At 58.6% G+C, this 16,124-nt stretch carries 11 protein-coding genes, 2 tRNA genes and 1 other RNA gene; 9 read left to right on the forward strand and 5 right to left on the reverse strand.

The genetic code is table 11. The annotated features are described in order from the left end of the window. Nucleotides 1-30: 30 nt before the first annotated feature. From gluQRS to QKB66_RS05900, 3 genes are all read left to right on the forward strand, one after another. Nucleotides 31-975 carry a tRNA glutamyl-Q(34) synthetase GluQRS gene (gene gluQRS / locus QKB66_RS05890; RefSeq protein ID WP_414252905.1) on the forward strand — a complete coding sequence of 315 codons (945 nt, stop codon included), beginning with the start codon at nt 31-33 and terminating at the stop codon, nt 973-975. 70 nt (nt 976-1,045) lie between these two features. Beyond that, complete coding sequence (locus QKB66_RS05895) at nt 1,046-2,602, forward strand: cation:proton antiporter (protein WP_070433395.1); 1,557 nt, start codon at nt 1,046-1,048, stop codon at nt 2,600-2,602. Between the two features lie 24 nt (nt 2,603-2,626). Beyond that, complete coding sequence (locus QKB66_RS05900) at nt 2,627-2,959, forward strand: hypothetical protein (RefSeq protein WP_061920092.1); 333 nt, start codon at nt 2,627-2,629, stop codon at nt 2,957-2,959. A 21-nt stretch (nt 2,960-2,980) separates the two neighbouring features. On the opposite strand, the gene QKB66_RS05905 is transcribed toward QKB66_RS05900, so the two are convergent. Continuing rightward, on the reverse strand, nt 2,981-4,969 hold the full coding sequence (locus QKB66_RS05905; protein ID WP_414252906.1) for an acyltransferase family protein: 1,989 nt from the start codon (nt 4,967-4,969) through the stop codon (nt 2,981-2,983). Between the two features lie 518 nt (nt 4,970-5,487). On the opposite strand from QKB66_RS05905, the gene QKB66_RS05910 reads away from it, so the two are divergent. From QKB66_RS05910 to QKB66_RS05920, 3 genes are read left to right on the forward strand one after another with little or no spacing between them, the layout of a single operon-like run. Beyond that, nucleotides 5,488-8,109, forward strand: a complete 2,622-nt coding sequence (locus tag QKB66_RS05910; protein WP_414252907.1) for a YhgE/Pip family protein — start codon at nt 5,488-5,490, stop codon at nt 8,107-8,109. Then, entirely contained in the window at nt 8,109-10,160 is a 2,052-nt protein-coding gene (locus tag QKB66_RS05915) for a YhgE/Pip family protein (RefSeq protein WP_414252908.1), read from the forward strand. Before QKB66_RS05910 ends, QKB66_RS05915 begins: the two co-directional genes overlap by 1 nt. A 21-nt stretch (nt 10,161-10,181) precedes the next feature. Further along, a complete protein-coding gene (locus tag QKB66_RS05920; RefSeq protein ID WP_248093299.1) occupies nt 10,182-10,700 on the forward strand; it encodes a methylated-DNA--[protein]-cysteine S-methyltransferase in 519 nt (172 codons plus the stop codon). A gap of 94 nt (nt 10,701-10,794) precedes the next feature. Here the strand turns inward: QKB66_RS05920 and QKB66_RS05925 are convergent. From QKB66_RS05925 to QKB66_RS05940, 4 genes are all read right to left on the reverse strand, one after another. Continuing rightward, nucleotides 10,795-10,883, reverse strand: a tRNA-Ser gene (locus tag QKB66_RS05925). Nucleotides 10,884-11,037: 154 nt separating this feature from the next. Continuing rightward, on the reverse strand, nt 11,038-12,333 hold the full coding sequence (locus QKB66_RS05930) for a glycosyltransferase 87 family protein (RefSeq protein WP_414252909.1): 1,296 nt from the start codon (nt 12,331-12,333) through the stop codon (nt 11,038-11,040). Between the two features lie 2 nt (nt 12,334-12,335). Then, nucleotides 12,336-13,619, reverse strand: a complete 1,284-nt coding sequence (locus QKB66_RS05935; protein ID WP_248093297.1) for a glycosyltransferase 87 family protein — start codon at nt 13,617-13,619, stop codon at nt 12,336-12,338. A 235-nt stretch (nt 13,620-13,854) separates the two neighbouring features. Further along, nucleotides 13,855-13,943: transfer RNA gene (locus QKB66_RS05940), tRNA-Ser, on the reverse strand. 140 nt (nt 13,944-14,083) lie between these two features. On the opposite strand from QKB66_RS05940, the gene ffs reads away from it, so the two are divergent. From ffs to QKB66_RS05955, 3 genes are all read left to right on the forward strand, one after another. Next, nucleotides 14,084-14,180, forward strand: an RNA gene (gene ffs / locus QKB66_RS05945) — signal recognition particle sRNA small type. Nucleotides 14,181-14,280: 100 nt separating this feature from the next. Continuing rightward, a complete protein-coding gene (locus QKB66_RS05950; RefSeq protein ID WP_414252910.1) occupies nt 14,281-15,552 on the forward strand; it encodes an aminotransferase class I/II-fold pyridoxal phosphate-dependent enzyme in 1,272 nt (423 codons plus the stop codon). 69 nt (nt 15,553-15,621) lie between these two features. Next, nucleotides 15,622-16,098 carry a suppressor of fused domain protein gene (locus QKB66_RS05955; protein WP_070731788.1) on the forward strand — a complete coding sequence of 159 codons (477 nt, stop codon included), beginning with the start codon at nt 15,622-15,624 and terminating at the stop codon, nt 16,096-16,098. Nucleotides 16,099-16,124 lie beyond the last annotated feature (26 nt).

A 16,124-nucleotide genomic window follows, 5' to 3' on the forward strand; every position in this document is an offset into this window, starting at 1 on the left:
CATATAAATTTCGCTCGTACACTAGATTCCATGGATTCTCACACCCACGCTGGACGCTACGCCCCGAGCCCTTCGGGGGATCTCCACTTCGGAAACCTCCGCACAGCCCTTCTGGCATGGCTTTTTGCGCGTTCTTCAGGGCGGCGCTTTGTGGTGCGAATCGAGGACATCGATAAGCAGCGCTCCTCGCTTGATGCAGCGCAGCGCCAATTGGAAGATCTGGCCACGCTCGGAATCGACTGGGATGGCGAGGTCATCTACCAGCAGGATAGGGAAGCCGCCTACAGCGCGGCCTTGGAGAAGCTGCAGTACTATGAGTGCTTCTGTTCGCGCAAAGACATTCAGGAAGCCGCGCGCGCCCCGCATGCCATCCCCGGGCAGTATCCGGGCACCTGCCGCTATCTTGATGAGGGAACCAAAGCGCAAAAACGCGGCGAGCTTGCCGCGCAAAGCCGCGTGCCATCGCTGCGGCTGCGTGCGGAAACAAATCAGTTCACCATCCAGGACAAGCTGCATGGCAATTACACAGGCGACGTCGACGATTTCATCTTGCGGCGCGGCGGCCAGGTTATCGATATTGATAATCCAAAGACGGACTGGGCTTATAACTTGGCGGTGGTGGTAGACGATATCTACCAAGGAGTCGACCAGGTAGTCCGCGGCGATGATTTGTTGAGCTCCGCCCCGCGGCAGGCTTATCTCGCGAGCTTGCTGGGCCAGTCGGCGCCAGAGTTTGTTCACGTTCCCTTGGTTCTCAACGCGGAAGGCAAGCGCTTGTCCAAACGGGATGGTGCGGTAACGCTGCGCCAGTTGCTGGAGTTTTATACCCCGGAGCAGGTGGTGGGGCAGATGGCGCATTCGCTGGGCTATACGGCAGCAAGCGCTCACGAGCTACTGGAAAAGTTTCAGCCGGAGGCGCTGAGCACTCAGCCTTATGAGTGGAGCGATGGGCGCCGAGGTGCCGCACAGGACTAATACCGGCCAGACTATTGTTTAAAGGGTAAGCTACAAGGGGCAGAGTCGGCGCGTATGTGGAGTGAGTTTTGTGGAAGTACTGCTAGTACTCATTGGTTTGATGTTGTTGACCGTGATTGTGGTGGCAGTCGGGGATAAGACCGGGCTTCCCTGGCCGGCTTTGCTTTCCATTCTGGCGGCACTGTCCATGTTCATTCCGAGGCTGCCGGACTTTGAGATTCCAACCGATCTCATCCTGCCCGTCTTCCTGCCGCCTTTGCTGTGGGCACTGGCGCGTAGAACCTCCTGGGGTGTAATCCGCGAGCAATGGGTGACTATCTTGAGCTTGTCCGTGCTCTTGGTGGTTGCCACCACGCTGACCGTGGGCATGACTGCCTATGCCTTCTTGCCTGGAGTCAGCCTGGCGGGTGCGATTCTCATCGGCGCTGCTATCGCGCCGCCTGACCCAGTTGCGGTGGAAGCAGTGGCTGAGCCCGCGGGTATCCCGCGCCGCATTATTTCCACGCTGCAGACTGAAGGCCTGTTCAACGACGCGGCATCGATTGTGGCTTTCCACCTCGCACTCGTGGCGGTGACCGATGATTCCACCATGACCTGGGGGAATGCTATCTTGAACTTCCTCTACTCGGCAGCAGTGGCGGGTGTGCTGGGCTGGGGCAGCGGACGCCTTGCCTCCATGTTCATCGCGCGAGTTCATGAAGTGGTTGCCCGCAATGCGCTTACCTGGGTGATTCCCTTCGCCGTCTATGTAGTTGCGGAAGAACTCCATGCTTCTGGTGTTATTGCAGTCGTTATCGCCGCGGTGGAGCTGCATTCGCGCGCGTCGATTCAGGCCGAAGACCGACTTTCCGGTCAATCCTTCTGGGAGACCATCGAGCTGCTGTTTACGGGCGTGGCCTTTGGCCTTATCGGCATGACCGTTAACAGTGCGGTACACGAGGCGGGCACCAACCTGGGGCATTCGATCATCGTTGGCGTGCTGCTTTCCCTCGTGGCCTTTGTAGTTCGGCTGCTATGGATGTGGCTTTTCTACCGCATCAATCTGCGGCGCGGAAAGCCACGCCTTGCACCGCTGCGCTTGCAGGAAGTGCTGCTTATGGCTTGGTCTGGCATGCGTGGCCTGGTCACCCTCGCGCTGGTTTTGTCCATACCGAGCGATGCCATTGCCTATAGTGATGAACTTTCCGTTATCGCGCTGACCGTTCTGGTGATGACCATGGTGCTGCCAGGTCTCCTGCTGCCGTGGCTCATGCGTCAGCTGGATCTGACCACGTATTCACAGGCAGCTTCTGACAAAATGCGCGCGGAAATCACCAAGCGTGCGCGCAAAGCTGGCGTGGCTTCGATGCGGAGGAAATACAAAGAATTGGACCCAGAGATTGCCGCCAATATCTCGCAGTGGTTTGAGGATCGCCTTGGTGAAGACGAGGACGGCGACGATGCCAGCACCCGTCTGCAAAAGGCGATCAAAGCTCGCGACGTCGCGCTGGCGGCGCGCCGGGTTGCCTTGGCAGGCGCCCAACAGGAGCTGCTTCGCCTGCGCCGTGACCGCAACTTCAACCCGATGATCGTGGATGAAGTACTCGAGGAAGTAGACCGCATGACCCTGGGAACCAAGGCCCACTAGGCTGGGGCCACAAGGAGTAAAAACATGAATGCACTCGAATATGCCCAGCTGGAAGACAGTATGGATTATCTGTACGACTTCTTCGACGAGGACCTAGAAGCCCGCGTGCGCGCCGAGCGTGAATACCTGCCGGAGTCTCTGCAGGACTTGCTGGGGGATCACAGTGTGCTGGACTATATCTGGCTGTGGATTAAGGAGCCGGGCAAAAACGGTTTCAAGGCCTATCTGCGCGATGGCGGCTACTCGGAAGCAGAAGTAGAAGAGGCTTTTGTGTGGACCCGCAATGAGTGGGGCCACAACACCCCACCTCATATTGAATGGTTAAAGGCCGATGGCTACGAGCCACCGGCCTTCTAACGAGCGCTTTTAAGAAGCTTCTTATTGCGTGGGCTGAGAGTCCACGGCCACGATCTGCTTGTCCGGCTTGGAGCCGTCAGCAGGGAATGCCTTGGCGATTGCCTTGGAGAAGTACTCCGCGCGCTTCTCGTTGCCACCGGTGTTGTAGTGGACGTCATCGCCCTCCAAGAACCACTCGGTCCGGGCATCGGCAGCCCAGTCATAGACCACCAAGTTCGGGTAACGGTCACGCGCTTTGAGCAGGGCCTCGTTGAAAGGCGCCATGTTGGCGTTGGCGTAAGCACCGGAATCCAGGTTGGTCTTGGCAGTCGGCCACATCACGCGGGCTTTGCCAAGCACCTGCATGATCTGGTCCACACGCCAGTCTTCCTCGCCGGAACCGCCCACGGCGCGGTTTGCGGCGTCGTTCACACCAGCGCCGATGACCCAGCAATCGCCCTCGCCGTAGCCCTGCTGTAACAGCTGATTAACGGAATCGAGGATGGTTGGATCCCCCTCGAGGGCCTCAACGGTGGAGCGGGCGCCGGTGACGTCCGCGACGACTTCTTGAGCGCCGACGTTCTTGTAGGTCACCTGGGCATTGAGCGAAGGATCGGAGACGTAGTCATCGGAGAACATGCCGATGGAGGTGGAGTCACCGACGTGGATGATGGTGGTGCAGCGCGTCTTGCCCTTCTGGTTCGGATCTGGGGCAGCGGAGCTCGGGGCCGCGCTAGAAGACGCATGAGGTGCTGGCGCCGCAGCCGCGGTGTCCTTCTTGGGTCCGCCTCCACCGACCTTCAAGCCCATCTGCTGGGAGCCTGGGGTTTCTTCCTGGCCCAGTGAATCGTTCCATGCGGCCGGAATGCCCATTGCAATCACGGCCGCCATAAGCGTGGCTGGAACGGTAAGGCCAAGGCGCGGCATGCCGATGCTCTTGCGCTTCGCCCACCAATTCTTCACCGGCTCGACGACGCCGTTGCGGCGGATCGGGTCCTCAACTAACGCCCAAGAAATGGCCGCGAGGAGGATGGAGATCACGGTGACCAAGATGGGGTGCGCTACGGACCAGTCTGGAATGAACACGATGGCGGGCAGGTGCCAGAGGTAGATACCGTAGGAACGCTCACCGATCCAGCGCAGTGGTGCCAGCGCGAAGAAGCGCGAGAGGAGGCTGTGCTGATCCAGGGCCGCGGCGATGACCGCGACGGTGGCGATGGAAAGAGCGATAAGGCCCCAGTTGTATAGGTGCGGCGAGTAGTCCGGCAGCAACCAGAAGAGCAGGCCAATACCAACCAGACCGAGAATGGAAGCCGGGATGGTAAGTGCCCGCGGCGGGATACGGTAGCCGCGCTGCTTGGTCAGTGCGATAGCGAGGGCAGCGCCAAGCAGAATCCCGCCGGCACGGGTATCGGTGCCCTCGTAGACGCGGGTGGCATCGGCGCCGGTGTTGAACAGGAAGGCCATCCACCCGAAGGACAGTGCGGCAAGCACCAGCGTGGAAATAAGAAGCGGCTTGCGCTTGCCACGGGTGAGCTTGAGCAGCACAAACAACACCAGCGGCCAGAATAGGTAGAACTGCTCTTCCACCGACAGCGACCACATGTGGTCCAGCGGTGCGTGGCCGGCAAAGCGGTCAAAGTAGGACTGGCCCTCCAAGATGACATGCCAGTTGTTGACGTAGAACAGCGCGCTGAGCGCATGGCCGCTGGTCTCGCCGAGCTTGGGGAGATCGAAGAAGATCGTCAGCAATACTACGGCGACCAGCATGAGAACGACTGCCGGCACGAGGCGACGGAAGCGGCGCAGCCAGAAGGTAGGCAGGCCAAGGCCCTTGCCGCGCAGGTGGCTGCGCATAAGGTTGGCAGTAATGAGGTAGCCAGAGAGCGTAAAGAACATACCGACGCCCAAGTAGCCGCCGGGCAGCCAGGCCGGGTCTAGGTGATACGCCACGACGCTGAGCACAGCGATGGTACGCAGGCCGTCGATTGCGGGCACGTAAGAGGTATGTGAATCAACCGGTCTTGGCATCCGGAATTCTCCTATAGGGAAACATCAATCAAGGGGGCGGAAACGGACATCTCTCGCGCTGCTTTAAAAAATGAAGGGCAGTCACAGCGCAAAGCTCCACTTACTCTAAACCCTTGTCTCGACATGTTTGGCTCTTGGGGGAGAATATTCCCCACGGTGTGGGGGTTGCGGGGTGAGTAAAAGTTTTATGTAGTTCTTTAGGCCTCGTATATATGGTGAGTGACATATTTAACAAAGTGGTTTAAAGGTGGTCTATAGATCGCGGTGTTGAAAGGCTGTGCCTTTTGCGTGCTAAGGCGAGTCTCGAAAGCGTAAGTGATAGTGCGGGTTCCGTTTAGACCGAGAAGCTCGGGAAATAACTCCGATGTCCCAAGTTTGCTCAAGCCCTCGTCCGGGGAAGGAAAGCTGTATAAAACCGTCGGCCCGCAGCTTGAAATGAATAGTTTCTAAAATGAACTACTTTCGTTCGTTGAACAATAAAGGTGCTGGTTAACGCCATGTCCGAAAGCTTAAGTAGTATGTTCAGCGTGCGTTATGCTTGGCAAATTTTTCTAAGAGATATTGCCCGTCTTGGGCGCACCAAAAAGTCGTGGATCATTCTCATCGGTTTGGTCATTACGCCCGCGCTTTATTCGTGGGTCAACATCGCGGCATTCTGGGACCCATACGGAGCAACCGAAAATATTAAGGTCGCCGTTGTCAATGAGGACAAGGGCGGATCTTCTGATGTCACCGGTCATATCGACGTCGGCAAGCAAGTCACGGAGCAGCTGCACGACAATCACCAGCTGGGCTGGCAATTCCTTGACGCTGAAGAAGCCGAGCGCTCCTTGGAGCGCGGGGAGACCTTCGCCACGGTGACCATCCCGGAGAATTTCAGCTCGGATCTTCTAGGCGCGCTGCATGGCCAATATGCGCAGCCAACGTTGGAGTACCGCGTCAATGAGAAGGCCAGCGCAATCGCGCCCAAGATCACCGACAGCGCCGCATCTAGCTTGGACGAGCAGATCACCTCTGCATTCAAGCAGCAGGTGGCAGAGGCAGCGGCCTCCTCGGTGCGCGATGAGGGCAATAAGTTCGAAGACCGGCTGCAGCGCTCTCGCCAGAGTTCGGAGGGTGCCTTCGACAAGGCGGCTAATAACATCGAGTCCGCGCGTGCGGATTTGCGTGAGGTTGGCGATAAGCTTGGCAACTCGCAGGTCAAGATGCAAAATGCCAAGCAGACGGTGCGCGATGTTGAGCAGGCTATGACGGATGCACAAGCCGCACTTGGCGACGTCCAGGATGTCATCGCCAGCGCACAAGGCGACGTCACCGGCTATACCGATTCCCTGACCTCGGCTTTCGTCGAGGGCTCAACCGGCGTCGCGCAAGGGACCGCGCGGGCCCAGGAATCCGTCGCGGATATTACTGCGCAGCTCGACCAAGCAAACTCCCGTTTTAACTCCGCGACCCAGCAAACCAACGATGCTATTGCCGCCGGGGATGAATCCATCCGGCAGCTGCGCGATGTCGTTAATTCGCCCGCCGTAGCTCCGGGTGTGGCGGGCCCGCTCAATGATGCAATTGCCACTTTGGAGGAGGGCAACGCTGCGAATAAGCAGCTGCTGGGTAATCTCCAGGCACTCAGCAATGACAGCAATGAGACCGCCAAGTCCGTGAAGTCCACGGCGGATGCGGTCAATCAGGCGGCGCAGGATACGAAGAAGACCTCCCAGGTTCTCTCGGACACAGTCGATAAGTCTGTGCCGGAGATTAATCGCGCGATGAGCAACCTAAGCTCCAAGGTCGGTGCGTTCTCGGCTTCGCTGGACACCCAAAAGGCGACGATGGAGGAAGCACAGAACTTGCTGGACGGCGTCGGCAAGCAGCTTGGCGCAACCCAGGACGCACTTGGTTCCTTCGATTCAGATCTTGCCTCCCTGGCAGATGGTGTGGAGGGCGCGCGTGACGACGTCCGCGCCATCACCGCTCACTCGCGGACCAAGGAACTGCAGACCATCACCGGCCTGAACTCCGATGAGATTGGTTCCTTCTTCGCTGATCCCGTTGAGGTGAAGAGCGCGCCAGTCTATCCGGTGGGCTCCTACGGTTCCGCGATGGCCTCGCTGTTTACGAACCTCTCGCTGTGGATCGGTGCCTTCGTGCTCGTGGTCATCTTCCGCGTGGAGGTGGATCTCGAAGGCTTTAAGCGGCTCACGGTGGGCCAAGCTTATCTAGGCCGTTTCCTGCTCATGGCCGTGATGGCGATGGTGCAGGCTGTAATTGTCACCGTGGGTGACTTGGTCGTGGGCGTGCAGACAGTAAATCCAGTCGCATTCGTTGCCACCGGCGTGCTCATCGCGCTGGCTTATCTCAGCATCATCTACGCGCTGTCGACGGCCCTTGGTCACGTGGGCCGTGGCCTTGCAGTGGTGCTGGTTATCGTACAGATTCCGGGTGCCTCCGGCCTGTACCCGATTGAGCTGATGCCGAACTTCTTCCGTTCCATCTACCCGCTTCTGCCATTCTCATATGGCATCGACGCCATGCGCGAGACCATCGGCGGCTTCTATGGTCTGCACTATCTCAAGTTCATGTCCGTGCTGGCCTTGATGTTCGTAGTGGCTTTCGCCTTGGGCTTGTTGGGGCGTCGCAGCTTCGCGCACTTTAACTTGCTCTTTAACCGCGAGCTGGCCAAGACCGATCTCATCGCGGCAGAAAACGTCCAGATCGTCGGCGATGGTTACCGCTTCGCCGATGTCCTGAAGGCACTGCAAGGCCGTGAGGAATTCGCAGCTGATTTGGAAAAACGCAAGCACGATTACAGGCACTGGATCCGCGTGGCTGCAGTACTTGGCGTTGTGGGCATGGTGGTGCTCGGAATCGTGGCTGCGCTTGTGCCTTCGCAGAAACCATTGTTGTTGGGCATTTGGACGCTGTGGTGCCTAGTTATCTTGGGCATCGTGGTCACCCTCGAGTACCTGCGCAAGAGCCTCGCGCAGTCCACCGAGTTGGTGGACTTCAACGAGGAAGAGCTCCAGCACTCCGTTGCCGCCCGCGGTGAAGGTGTGCATTCGGCTCCGGCAGATGATGAGCAGTTCCAAGACGGTGTCTTGCACAATGAAGGCACTCTCAACGAAAAAGGCGAGGAGAAATAATGAAAAAGATCGGTGGAATTTTCTTCGATGATCTTCGCCGTGCCACTAGCAACGTCATGGCATCGGTCATCCTCTTTGGCCTCGTCGTTATCCCTTTGCTGTTTACTTGGTTCAACGTGTTGGCCAGCTGGGATCCTTTCTCCAACACGGGCCAGCTGAAGGTAGCCGTGGCCAGCGAGGATACCGGCTATAAAAGCGACATCTTCCCGGTTCCGGTCAACGTAGGCGAGAAGGTGCTCTCGGAGCTGCGTGCAAATGACAAGTTGGATTGGGTCATCACCGACGCTGAAGACGCCATCGACGGCACGAAATCTGGCGAGTACTACGCCTCCATCGTGCTGCCGGAGCACTTCAGCTCGGACATGATGACCTTTTATGCGGAAGGCTCCAAGCCGACCGAAATCTCGCTGTACACCAACGAGAAGAAGAACGCGCTGGCGCCGAAAATTACGAATAAGGGCGCAGAGGGCGTTTCCTCCCAAATCGCGGAGTCTTTCACACACACGCTTGGCGACGTCTCCCTAGGCCTGATTTCCTCCCTCGACGAATACCTCAACGAGTCCGACGCAAAGGCAACGTTGAAGCGCATTGAAGATCGTGCCGATGGCATCGAAGCACAGCTGCACACCGGCGCGCGTACGGCCCGTTCGATGGGCAGCCTGGTGGATTCTTCGGTGCCGCTCGTAGAAAGCGCACAGCGCATCGCCAATGCGCCGCGGCCTTCGCTGTCGGGCCCAATTGGAGATCTGAACCTGTCCACGGAGTCCCTCGACGCGGCGCTTTCGCAGACCGCCGATAGCTACGATGTAGTACGCCAGCGCATCGACGAACTATACGATTCAGCAGATACCTCGCGCGCCTCGATGCAGGCCACCTTGAATACGCTGGCAGGCCAGGTGCAAGGCCAGATTGATGCCTACAAAGGCCTGCGGGATCGCGTAAATAGCGATGTGAAGCCAGTGCTGCCGGCTGAGGCCGCGCAGCTGACCAGCAACCTCGACGAGGCCATTGCGGCACAGGAGGCCGTACACTCCCGCTTGGTGGCCGCAGCGAATGCGCCGGGTGCGCAGAAGCCGGACTTTTCTTCCATCGACCGCGCCCAGCAAGCGATCGAGTCTAGCCGCGACTCGCAGCTGCGCACCTCTGTGGGCAAGCTCCAAGACTCCCTGCAGCGCATCGGCAGTGACATCGACTCGCAGGGCTCCAGTATCAGCTTGGACACCGAGTCTCTGACCGGCGCCCGGGATGCGCTGAGCACCCTTGCTCAGGAGCTGGATTCGGATGCGGACCGCTTCGGCGAGCTAAAAGATGAGCTCGACCGCGCACGCGATACCGGCGATCTCTCGCGCCTAGCCAAGGTGGTGGGCAATAACCCGGATGCCCTGGCAAGCTTTATCGCCTCGCCGGTTTCGGTGGACCGCCAACCGGTCTACCCGGTGGCGTCCTTTGGCGCGGGCATGGCGCCGCTGTATACCACCCTGGCGCTGTGGGTAGGTAGCCTTCTTACGGCCGTCACGTTGCGTACTGACGTCAGCAACCGCGACTCTTATACCGTGGTGCAGCGCTTCTTTGGCCGCTTCGGCATCTTCGCGCTGATTGGCTTCTTCCAGTCCACGCTGCTTTCGCTTGGCCTTATCTTCTTCGTGCAGCTAGAACCGGCACATCCGGTGTTGCTGTGGTTGGCGGCCTGGGTCTCTTCGACCGTATTCATGATGATCATCTATACGCTCGTGGTCTCCTTCGCCAACGCCGGTAAGGCTTTGGGCGTGCTCTTGTTGGTCATTCAGGTCTCCAGTGCGGGTGGTGCTTATCCGTTGCAGCTTTTGCCGGAGTGGTTCCAGAACATTAGCCCGTGGTTGCCGGCAACGTACACGATTCGCGCCTTCCGCGCGGCAATCGGCGGCGTCTATCACGCTGATTACTGGCTCTCGCTGCTGGTGCTGCTGGTCTTCCTGCTGCCGATGTTCTTCCTCGGCATCGTCCTGCACAAGCCACTGCATGCTTATACCTCGAAGCTGGATGCAGCACTCGCTGAGACCAAGCTGATGTAATACCGAACTAGAATCGCCGGCATGGCATCTACACCCCGCTCAGTTACCTATCGTTACGTCGACTCGCCTGTGGGCGAACTCCTCGTGGCGGCGACTGAGCGGGGTGTGGTCTATCTGGCCTTCGCGTGCGAAGAGTCCGCGGAAGTCTTGGCGCTCCTCAACAACAAGATCGGTCCGGCAACCATGGGCACAAGTCCGGTGCTGACTCTTGCTGCCGCACAGCTAGACGAGTACTTCGCAGGCGCGCGCCGCACCTTCAGCGTGCCCATCGATGAGTCCCTCACCTCGGGCTTTCGCCAGCGCGTCCAAAGGTTACTGACGGACATTCCGTACGGCGCGACCACTACCTACGCCCAGCTTGCCGACGCCGCCGCAAACCCCAAGGCTGTCCGCGCCGTGGGCAGCGCCTGTGCGCGTAACCCCGTGCCGATTATCGTGCCATGCCACCGCGTATTGCGCAGCGACGGCAGTCTCGGCGGCTACCGCGGTGGGGTAGAGGCAAAGCGCTTTCTGCTCGAGCTGGAGACTCGTAACGGCTGAGTTCGGTTCTTTCCCAAGACGACGTCGCGAGTGGAGGATCGAAAACGGAAAAGGAAAACGAAAGAGGTCCCAACTCCGAAGAGTTGGGACCGTGTGGCGGAGGATAGGGGATTTGAACCCCTGAGGGATGTGACTCCCGCACGCGTTCCAGGCGTGTGACATAGGCCGCTAGTCGAATCCTCCGTTGGAAAACATTATCAGCCTTGTCTAGGTGTGCAAAATCACCAGGTCAGCGGGCAATTGAAGGTCTGAAGCGTAAATGGGGTGCCGTGCGTTGCAGGACGTCTTCGCAGTTGCCGACTTTGTCGACATTGCTTGGGAACTTCGTGACGCTTAACTATTGTGCACGTGGCTTTTCGCTTTCTAATGGGGCGGGGGGTGTGGCAGTTTTCTGTGAAATAACCCAGGTGCGCCAGACCAAGACTGCGACGGCGAGGATGGCCCACCACACAACAGAGCTTTGGACATAGTCCCGGAACTCCGGTTCGCGATCAACGATGAGCGAGCCGTGTTTGAACTGACTATGCGGGATAAAGAAGACCGTGACGCTGAGGTAGAGCAGTACGAGAAGGGTAAGCCACTCGTCGTGGTGGCGATAGCCGATCTCGAACAATGCGATAATCATAGGCACCATCCACACCCAGTGGTGATCCCACGAGATGGGGGAGATGAGCAAGCCGAGGAAGGCGATGGTGAGTAAAGCGAGTGTGTCCTCGCCGGCGCGCAGGAGTTGGCGTGCGACCCACGTGAGGGCGACGAGAGTGACAATGACCGCTATGACCCAAATGATCGTTACGCTGTCTGTGGGAAGGAAGCGCTCGCAGACACTGCGCAAGGAGAGGTTGTAGGACTCGCCTAGGTTGACAGCGTCGTTGATGTGGAACATGTGGTCCGTGTAGTACTCCCATGTTTCGTGCGGGCGGAGAAGTGCGCCCAGCGCATTACATGCGATGGCGGCTAACACCGTATTGGACAGCGTTAACCAATTCTTGCGCAGGACGAAGTAGATAAGGAAAATGCCCGCGGTGAGCTTGATGGACACGGCGATGCCGATGAGCGTGCCTACCGGAGCCCACTTACGCCACTTGGGCGTGGTACACCAAAGATCGGTGAGCACGAGTGCGGCGAGCAACAAGTTGATCTGGCCGTAGAAGAGGGTCATTCGTACAGCGTCGAGCCATAGGAAGGCTGGAGTCAGCGCGAACGTGAGGTGCAACGGCTGAGGCACGCCTAGGCGGTTGAGGGTGAGAAAAATGATCCACCCTAGTGCTGCGGTGCAGGCTAAAAGGAAGAAGAACTCGGTAGCGTCTTCACTTAGGATGCACAGCGGTTGAAAGAATAAAGCAGCAAAGGGTGGATAGATGTAGGCCAAGTCAAAGCCGTTTTCCAGAGGCACACGGTCGGCATACAGAGGCGTGCCGTCCAATAAGCGAAAGGCGGTTTCACGGAAGACATGGAGAACCTGCAATTGCTGGAAGTCGGCATGATACATGGATAGGTGCCGGTCCTCCTGCATGCGCAGAATGAGTGAGGATACTGAGGCTACCAAGGAAAAGATGAGGAGCCACGGTGAGGTGATCAGTCGAGTATAGGTGCGCAGTGTCGTAGATTCTGGAGCGGTCTGGGTACTCATCCTTATGCCTCTGCTGGGGTAGGGGTGGCTTCGGTTTGCGGGTGCGGCTCTGTTGACGCCACTAACTGTGGCGCGAAGTAGCACAGTGCAATGAGCGTGACGATGCTGAGCACGAGCACACTCGACTGGGCGAGGTGAACCAGGGTGTAGCCTTCGGGGTTTGCCGATAGCGCATCAGGGAAGTGTCGGTGTGGGATGAATACGGTGGTCACGCTCAGCCAGGCTAGGAGAAGTGCGAGGAGACGTGGTTCTGCACGACGCCACGTGCAGATGCCCAAAATGATAAGGAGCGGAACCTCCCACACGAAGTGATGTTGCCACGAGATAGGGGCGAGCATGAGACCAAGGTAGCCAATCGCCACGCCGGCAGCCTCTGTGGCGCCCGCACGCTGCAAGCGTACAAAGGCCGCAATCGCAATGACCAGCACAGCGGTGATGAGCAGGCAAGTGGCGAAAGAACGGGCAGACTCAGGGACGTAGCGCGCGCCAACACTGTGGAGCGATAAGTTGTGCGAACGATTCTGGCCGAGGGTCTCGGTCATCTTGCCCAATTGAGTGCTGAAGTAATAGCGCACCAGCTCGAACTTGATCAGGCCCACGATGGCGAAAGAGGCGAATGCTGTGGTCACCATGACAAGTATGGGCTTTATTTCTCTGCGTAGGGCGAAGTAGAGGATGAAGATCGCCGGAATCATTTTGACGCATGCGGCGATTCCGATGAGTACACCACGAGGCAGGACCTTCCGTATCCGCGGTGAATCTAGCCACAGATCGGTGAGCACGAGAGCGAGCAGGATGAGGTTGATCTGCCCGTGGTAGAGGGTGTTGTGTACTGAGTCCACGCACAGCGCAATGGGCATGAGCAGGCTGGCCCACGCTAGTGGGTGGGGAGATGCGAAGCGGCGCAATGTGAGAACGATAATCCACCAGAGACAAGCCACGCTTATGGCGTTAACCACGAACCAGCCATGGCCCCAACTCAGGAGTGCCAGCGGTTGGAAGAACAACAGTGCGGTAGGGGGATAAGAGAAGGGCAGTTGCGTGTCCTCTGCAATGTTGATCTCCTCCAAGTACAAGTTGGGGGAGTTCCAGAGCCCGCGTGCGCCCTCGATATATACGACGACGTCCTCCGCGGTGCGTGACTGAGCATAGAATCCCGGGGCGTAACCGTGTTGAAAGAAGACACTGACGAAGTAGGCTGCGGTCACGAGCCACGCTCCTACGACGAATGGCGTGGAGCGAATCAGCGCACCGTAGCTTGGGTGGGTCGGTACAGGAGAGGGCACAGGCAGAATTGTCTTTCGCGTGAGGAGTGACGAGGGGAGAGTTTGGCCCCAACTGGGGGATGGAGAGGTACGCACCTATGTGCGCGTCATAAGGGAGCTTATCGCTAGCGTTCTCCGGTTGGCTAATTGATCAATCAAGTGCCGTTTCCGCTCAATAGCGTGCGTCCGCAACCTCAGAACCATTAGGAGGGTGCTGGAAATGAAGAAATCCCGGTCCTAAGACCGGGATCTTCTCTGGCGGAGGATAGGGGATTTGAACCCCTGAGGGATGTGACTCCCGCACGCGTTCCAGGCGTGTGACATAGGCCGCTAGTCGAATCCTCCGTTGGAAGACTCTACACGAGCAAGCCCAAAGGAAAAATTCGCACTGCACACGCCGGGTACTGGCCGGGGTTGTATAAGACTGCAAGGCGGTAGGAACGTGAACGGTTTGCCGCAGGGGTAGCAGGCGCGCTAGGCTTATCGGCAGGATTCCGCGTGGCGTCCATCCTCTGAACTCCCCCAGGGCAGGAATGCAGCAAGGGTCAGGAGGCTCTGACGGGTGCGCGGGGTCCCTTTTAAGTTTTCTGGGTGATAAACATTACAAAAGCTGCACACAAGCGTTAGTATTGGTTGCCATATATTCGCAACTACCCGCAACTAACCCGGAAGGTGGACAGGAATGTCCCTGCTCAATCTCGAAAAGTCTGAGCTCGACGAACTCGCAGCGAAGGTTCGTAAGGACTACGAGGAGCTGAAGGCTATGGGCCTGCAGCTGGATTTGACCCGCGGCAAGCCCGCAAAGGCGCAATTGAGCCTGTCCAACGATCTGCTCGAGCTGCCAGGCGCGGGCAACTATTCCGACGCCGCAGGCAACGACCTTCGCAACTACGGCAACCTTGAGGGCATCAAGGAACTGCGTGAGCTGTGGGGCAAGCTGACCAACATCGACCCAGAGCTGCTTTTGGCTGGAGATTCCTCCTCCCTGAACATCATGTTCGACCTCATCTCTTGGGCTTGTGCTTTCGGCACCAACGATTCCGAGCGTCCGTGGTCCCAGGAAGAGACCGTCAAGTGGATCTGCCCGGTTCCAGGTTATGACCGCCACTTCGCTATCACGGAGCACTTCGGCTTCGAGCTGATTTCGGTCCCTATGCTTTCCGACGGGCCCGATCTCGGCGCCGTCAAGGAATTGGTCAAGGACCCGCAGGTCAAGGGCATGTGGACCGTTCCGATGTTCGGTAACCCAACTGGCGTGACCATCTCCGAGGAGATCGCCCAAGAGTTGGCCTCCATGGAAGCCGCAGCGCCAGACTTCCGCATCATCTGGGACAACGCTTACGCGGTCCATACTCTCACCGATGAGTTCCCGGAGATCCTGCCGATTCTCGACATTGCAGCTAAGGCAAGCAACCCGAACCGTTTCTGGGCTATGTCTTCTACCTCCAAGATCACCTTCGCTGGCGCTGGCGTTGCGTTCTTCGCCTCCTCCCGCGAGAACTTGGATTGGTACCTCTCCCACGCGAAGATTCGCGGCATTGGGCCGAACAAAATCAACCAGCTTGCTCACTACCAGTTCTTCGGCTCCGCCGAAGGCGTGCGTGCGGTCATGCGCCGCCACGCGGCGCTGCTGGCTCCGAAGTTCAACGCTGTCCTGCGCATCCTTCAGTCCCGCCTGGGCGAGTACGAGGTCGCGCAGTGGACCGAGCCGAAGGGCGGCTACTTCATCTCCCTCGACGTCGTCGATGGCACCGCCACCCGCGTCTGGGAGCTGGCGAAGGATGCGGGCATCGTGCTGACCAAGGCTGGCTCTGCCTTCCCGCACGGCGAGGACCCGAATGACCGCAACATCCGCTTGGCACCTTCGCTGCCGCCGCAGGAAGAGGTCGAGGCTGCAATGGACGGCGTCGCAACCTGCGTGCTGCTCGCCGCTTTGGAGAAGCTGGGGGCTTAAGCCATCAATTCCGACGAGACTTCGTACTGGCTAAACCAGGTCATTCCCGTTCCGCTGGAGTTTAAAAACGTGGAAGGCCGTCGGCTTGGTTTAGCCGCGCTTGACGACGCCCAGTCCCTCGCCGTTACCACCACCTTCGGCGAGGTAGACACGGGGCTCAAGCATGCGGAGCAGGGCGTCGATGTGCGCTGCGAGCTGTTGACTGTGGCGCGCGCGACGCAGCCGGAGGTAGCTGCTGCGGTTACTGCGGCTGCAGAAAAGCTGACCAAGGCCCGAGGCATGCTGCCGGCCCAGCCGGGCATCATGCTGCCGGAGATACTTTCGGAAGATTCGCTCAACGTGCACCATGGTCTGCTGATCGCGCCTTATTTGTGGGGCGGCAGCACCCCTCAGCTGCCGGAGGAAGGTCGGCTGACTTTGGTCTGTCAGCTGCTGATGCTTACCGATTCAGAATATGCCTATGCGGTGGAAGAGGGCGTCGCCAAGCTGCAGGAAGCAGTAGCTGAACAGGGCGTCGATATTCTCGATTGGAAGCGCGCCGGCTAGCTGTCTCCGCCCGCTGCGGGGGAGAG

The organism is Corynebacterium sp. c25Ua_89, assembly GCF_047459735.1.
GTDB classification, from domain to species: Bacteria; Actinomycetota; Actinomycetes; order Mycobacteriales; family Mycobacteriaceae; genus Corynebacterium; species Corynebacterium simulans.

Coding starts and splice junctions, on each gene's coding strand:
- QKB66_RS05905 (WP_414252906.1), bottom strand. CDS start 4,969: ATGCCAAGACCGGTTGATTCACATACCTCTTACGTGCCCGCAATCGAC.
- QKB66_RS05910 (WP_414252907.1), top strand. CDS start 5,488: ATGTTCAGCGTGCGTTATGCTTGGCAAATTTTTCTAAGAGATATTGCC.
- QKB66_RS05950 (WP_414252910.1), top strand. CDS start 14,281: ATGTCCCTGCTCAATCTCGAAAAGTCTGAGCTCGACGAACTCGCAGCG.
- QKB66_RS05930 (WP_414252909.1), bottom strand. CDS start 12,333: ATGAGTACCCAGACCGCTCCAGAATCTACGACACTGCGCACCTATACT.
- gluQRS (WP_414252905.1), top strand. CDS start 31: ATGGATTCTCACACCCACGCTGGACGCTACGCCCCGAGCCCTTCGGGG.
- QKB66_RS05920 (WP_248093299.1), top strand. CDS start 10,182: ATGGCATCTACACCCCGCTCAGTTACCTATCGTTACGTCGACTCGCCT.
- QKB66_RS05915 (WP_414252908.1), top strand. CDS start 8,109: ATGAAAAAGATCGGTGGAATTTTCTTCGATGATCTTCGCCGTGCCACT.
- QKB66_RS05900 (WP_061920092.1), top strand. CDS start 2,627: ATGAATGCACTCGAATATGCCCAGCTGGAAGACAGTATGGATTATCTG.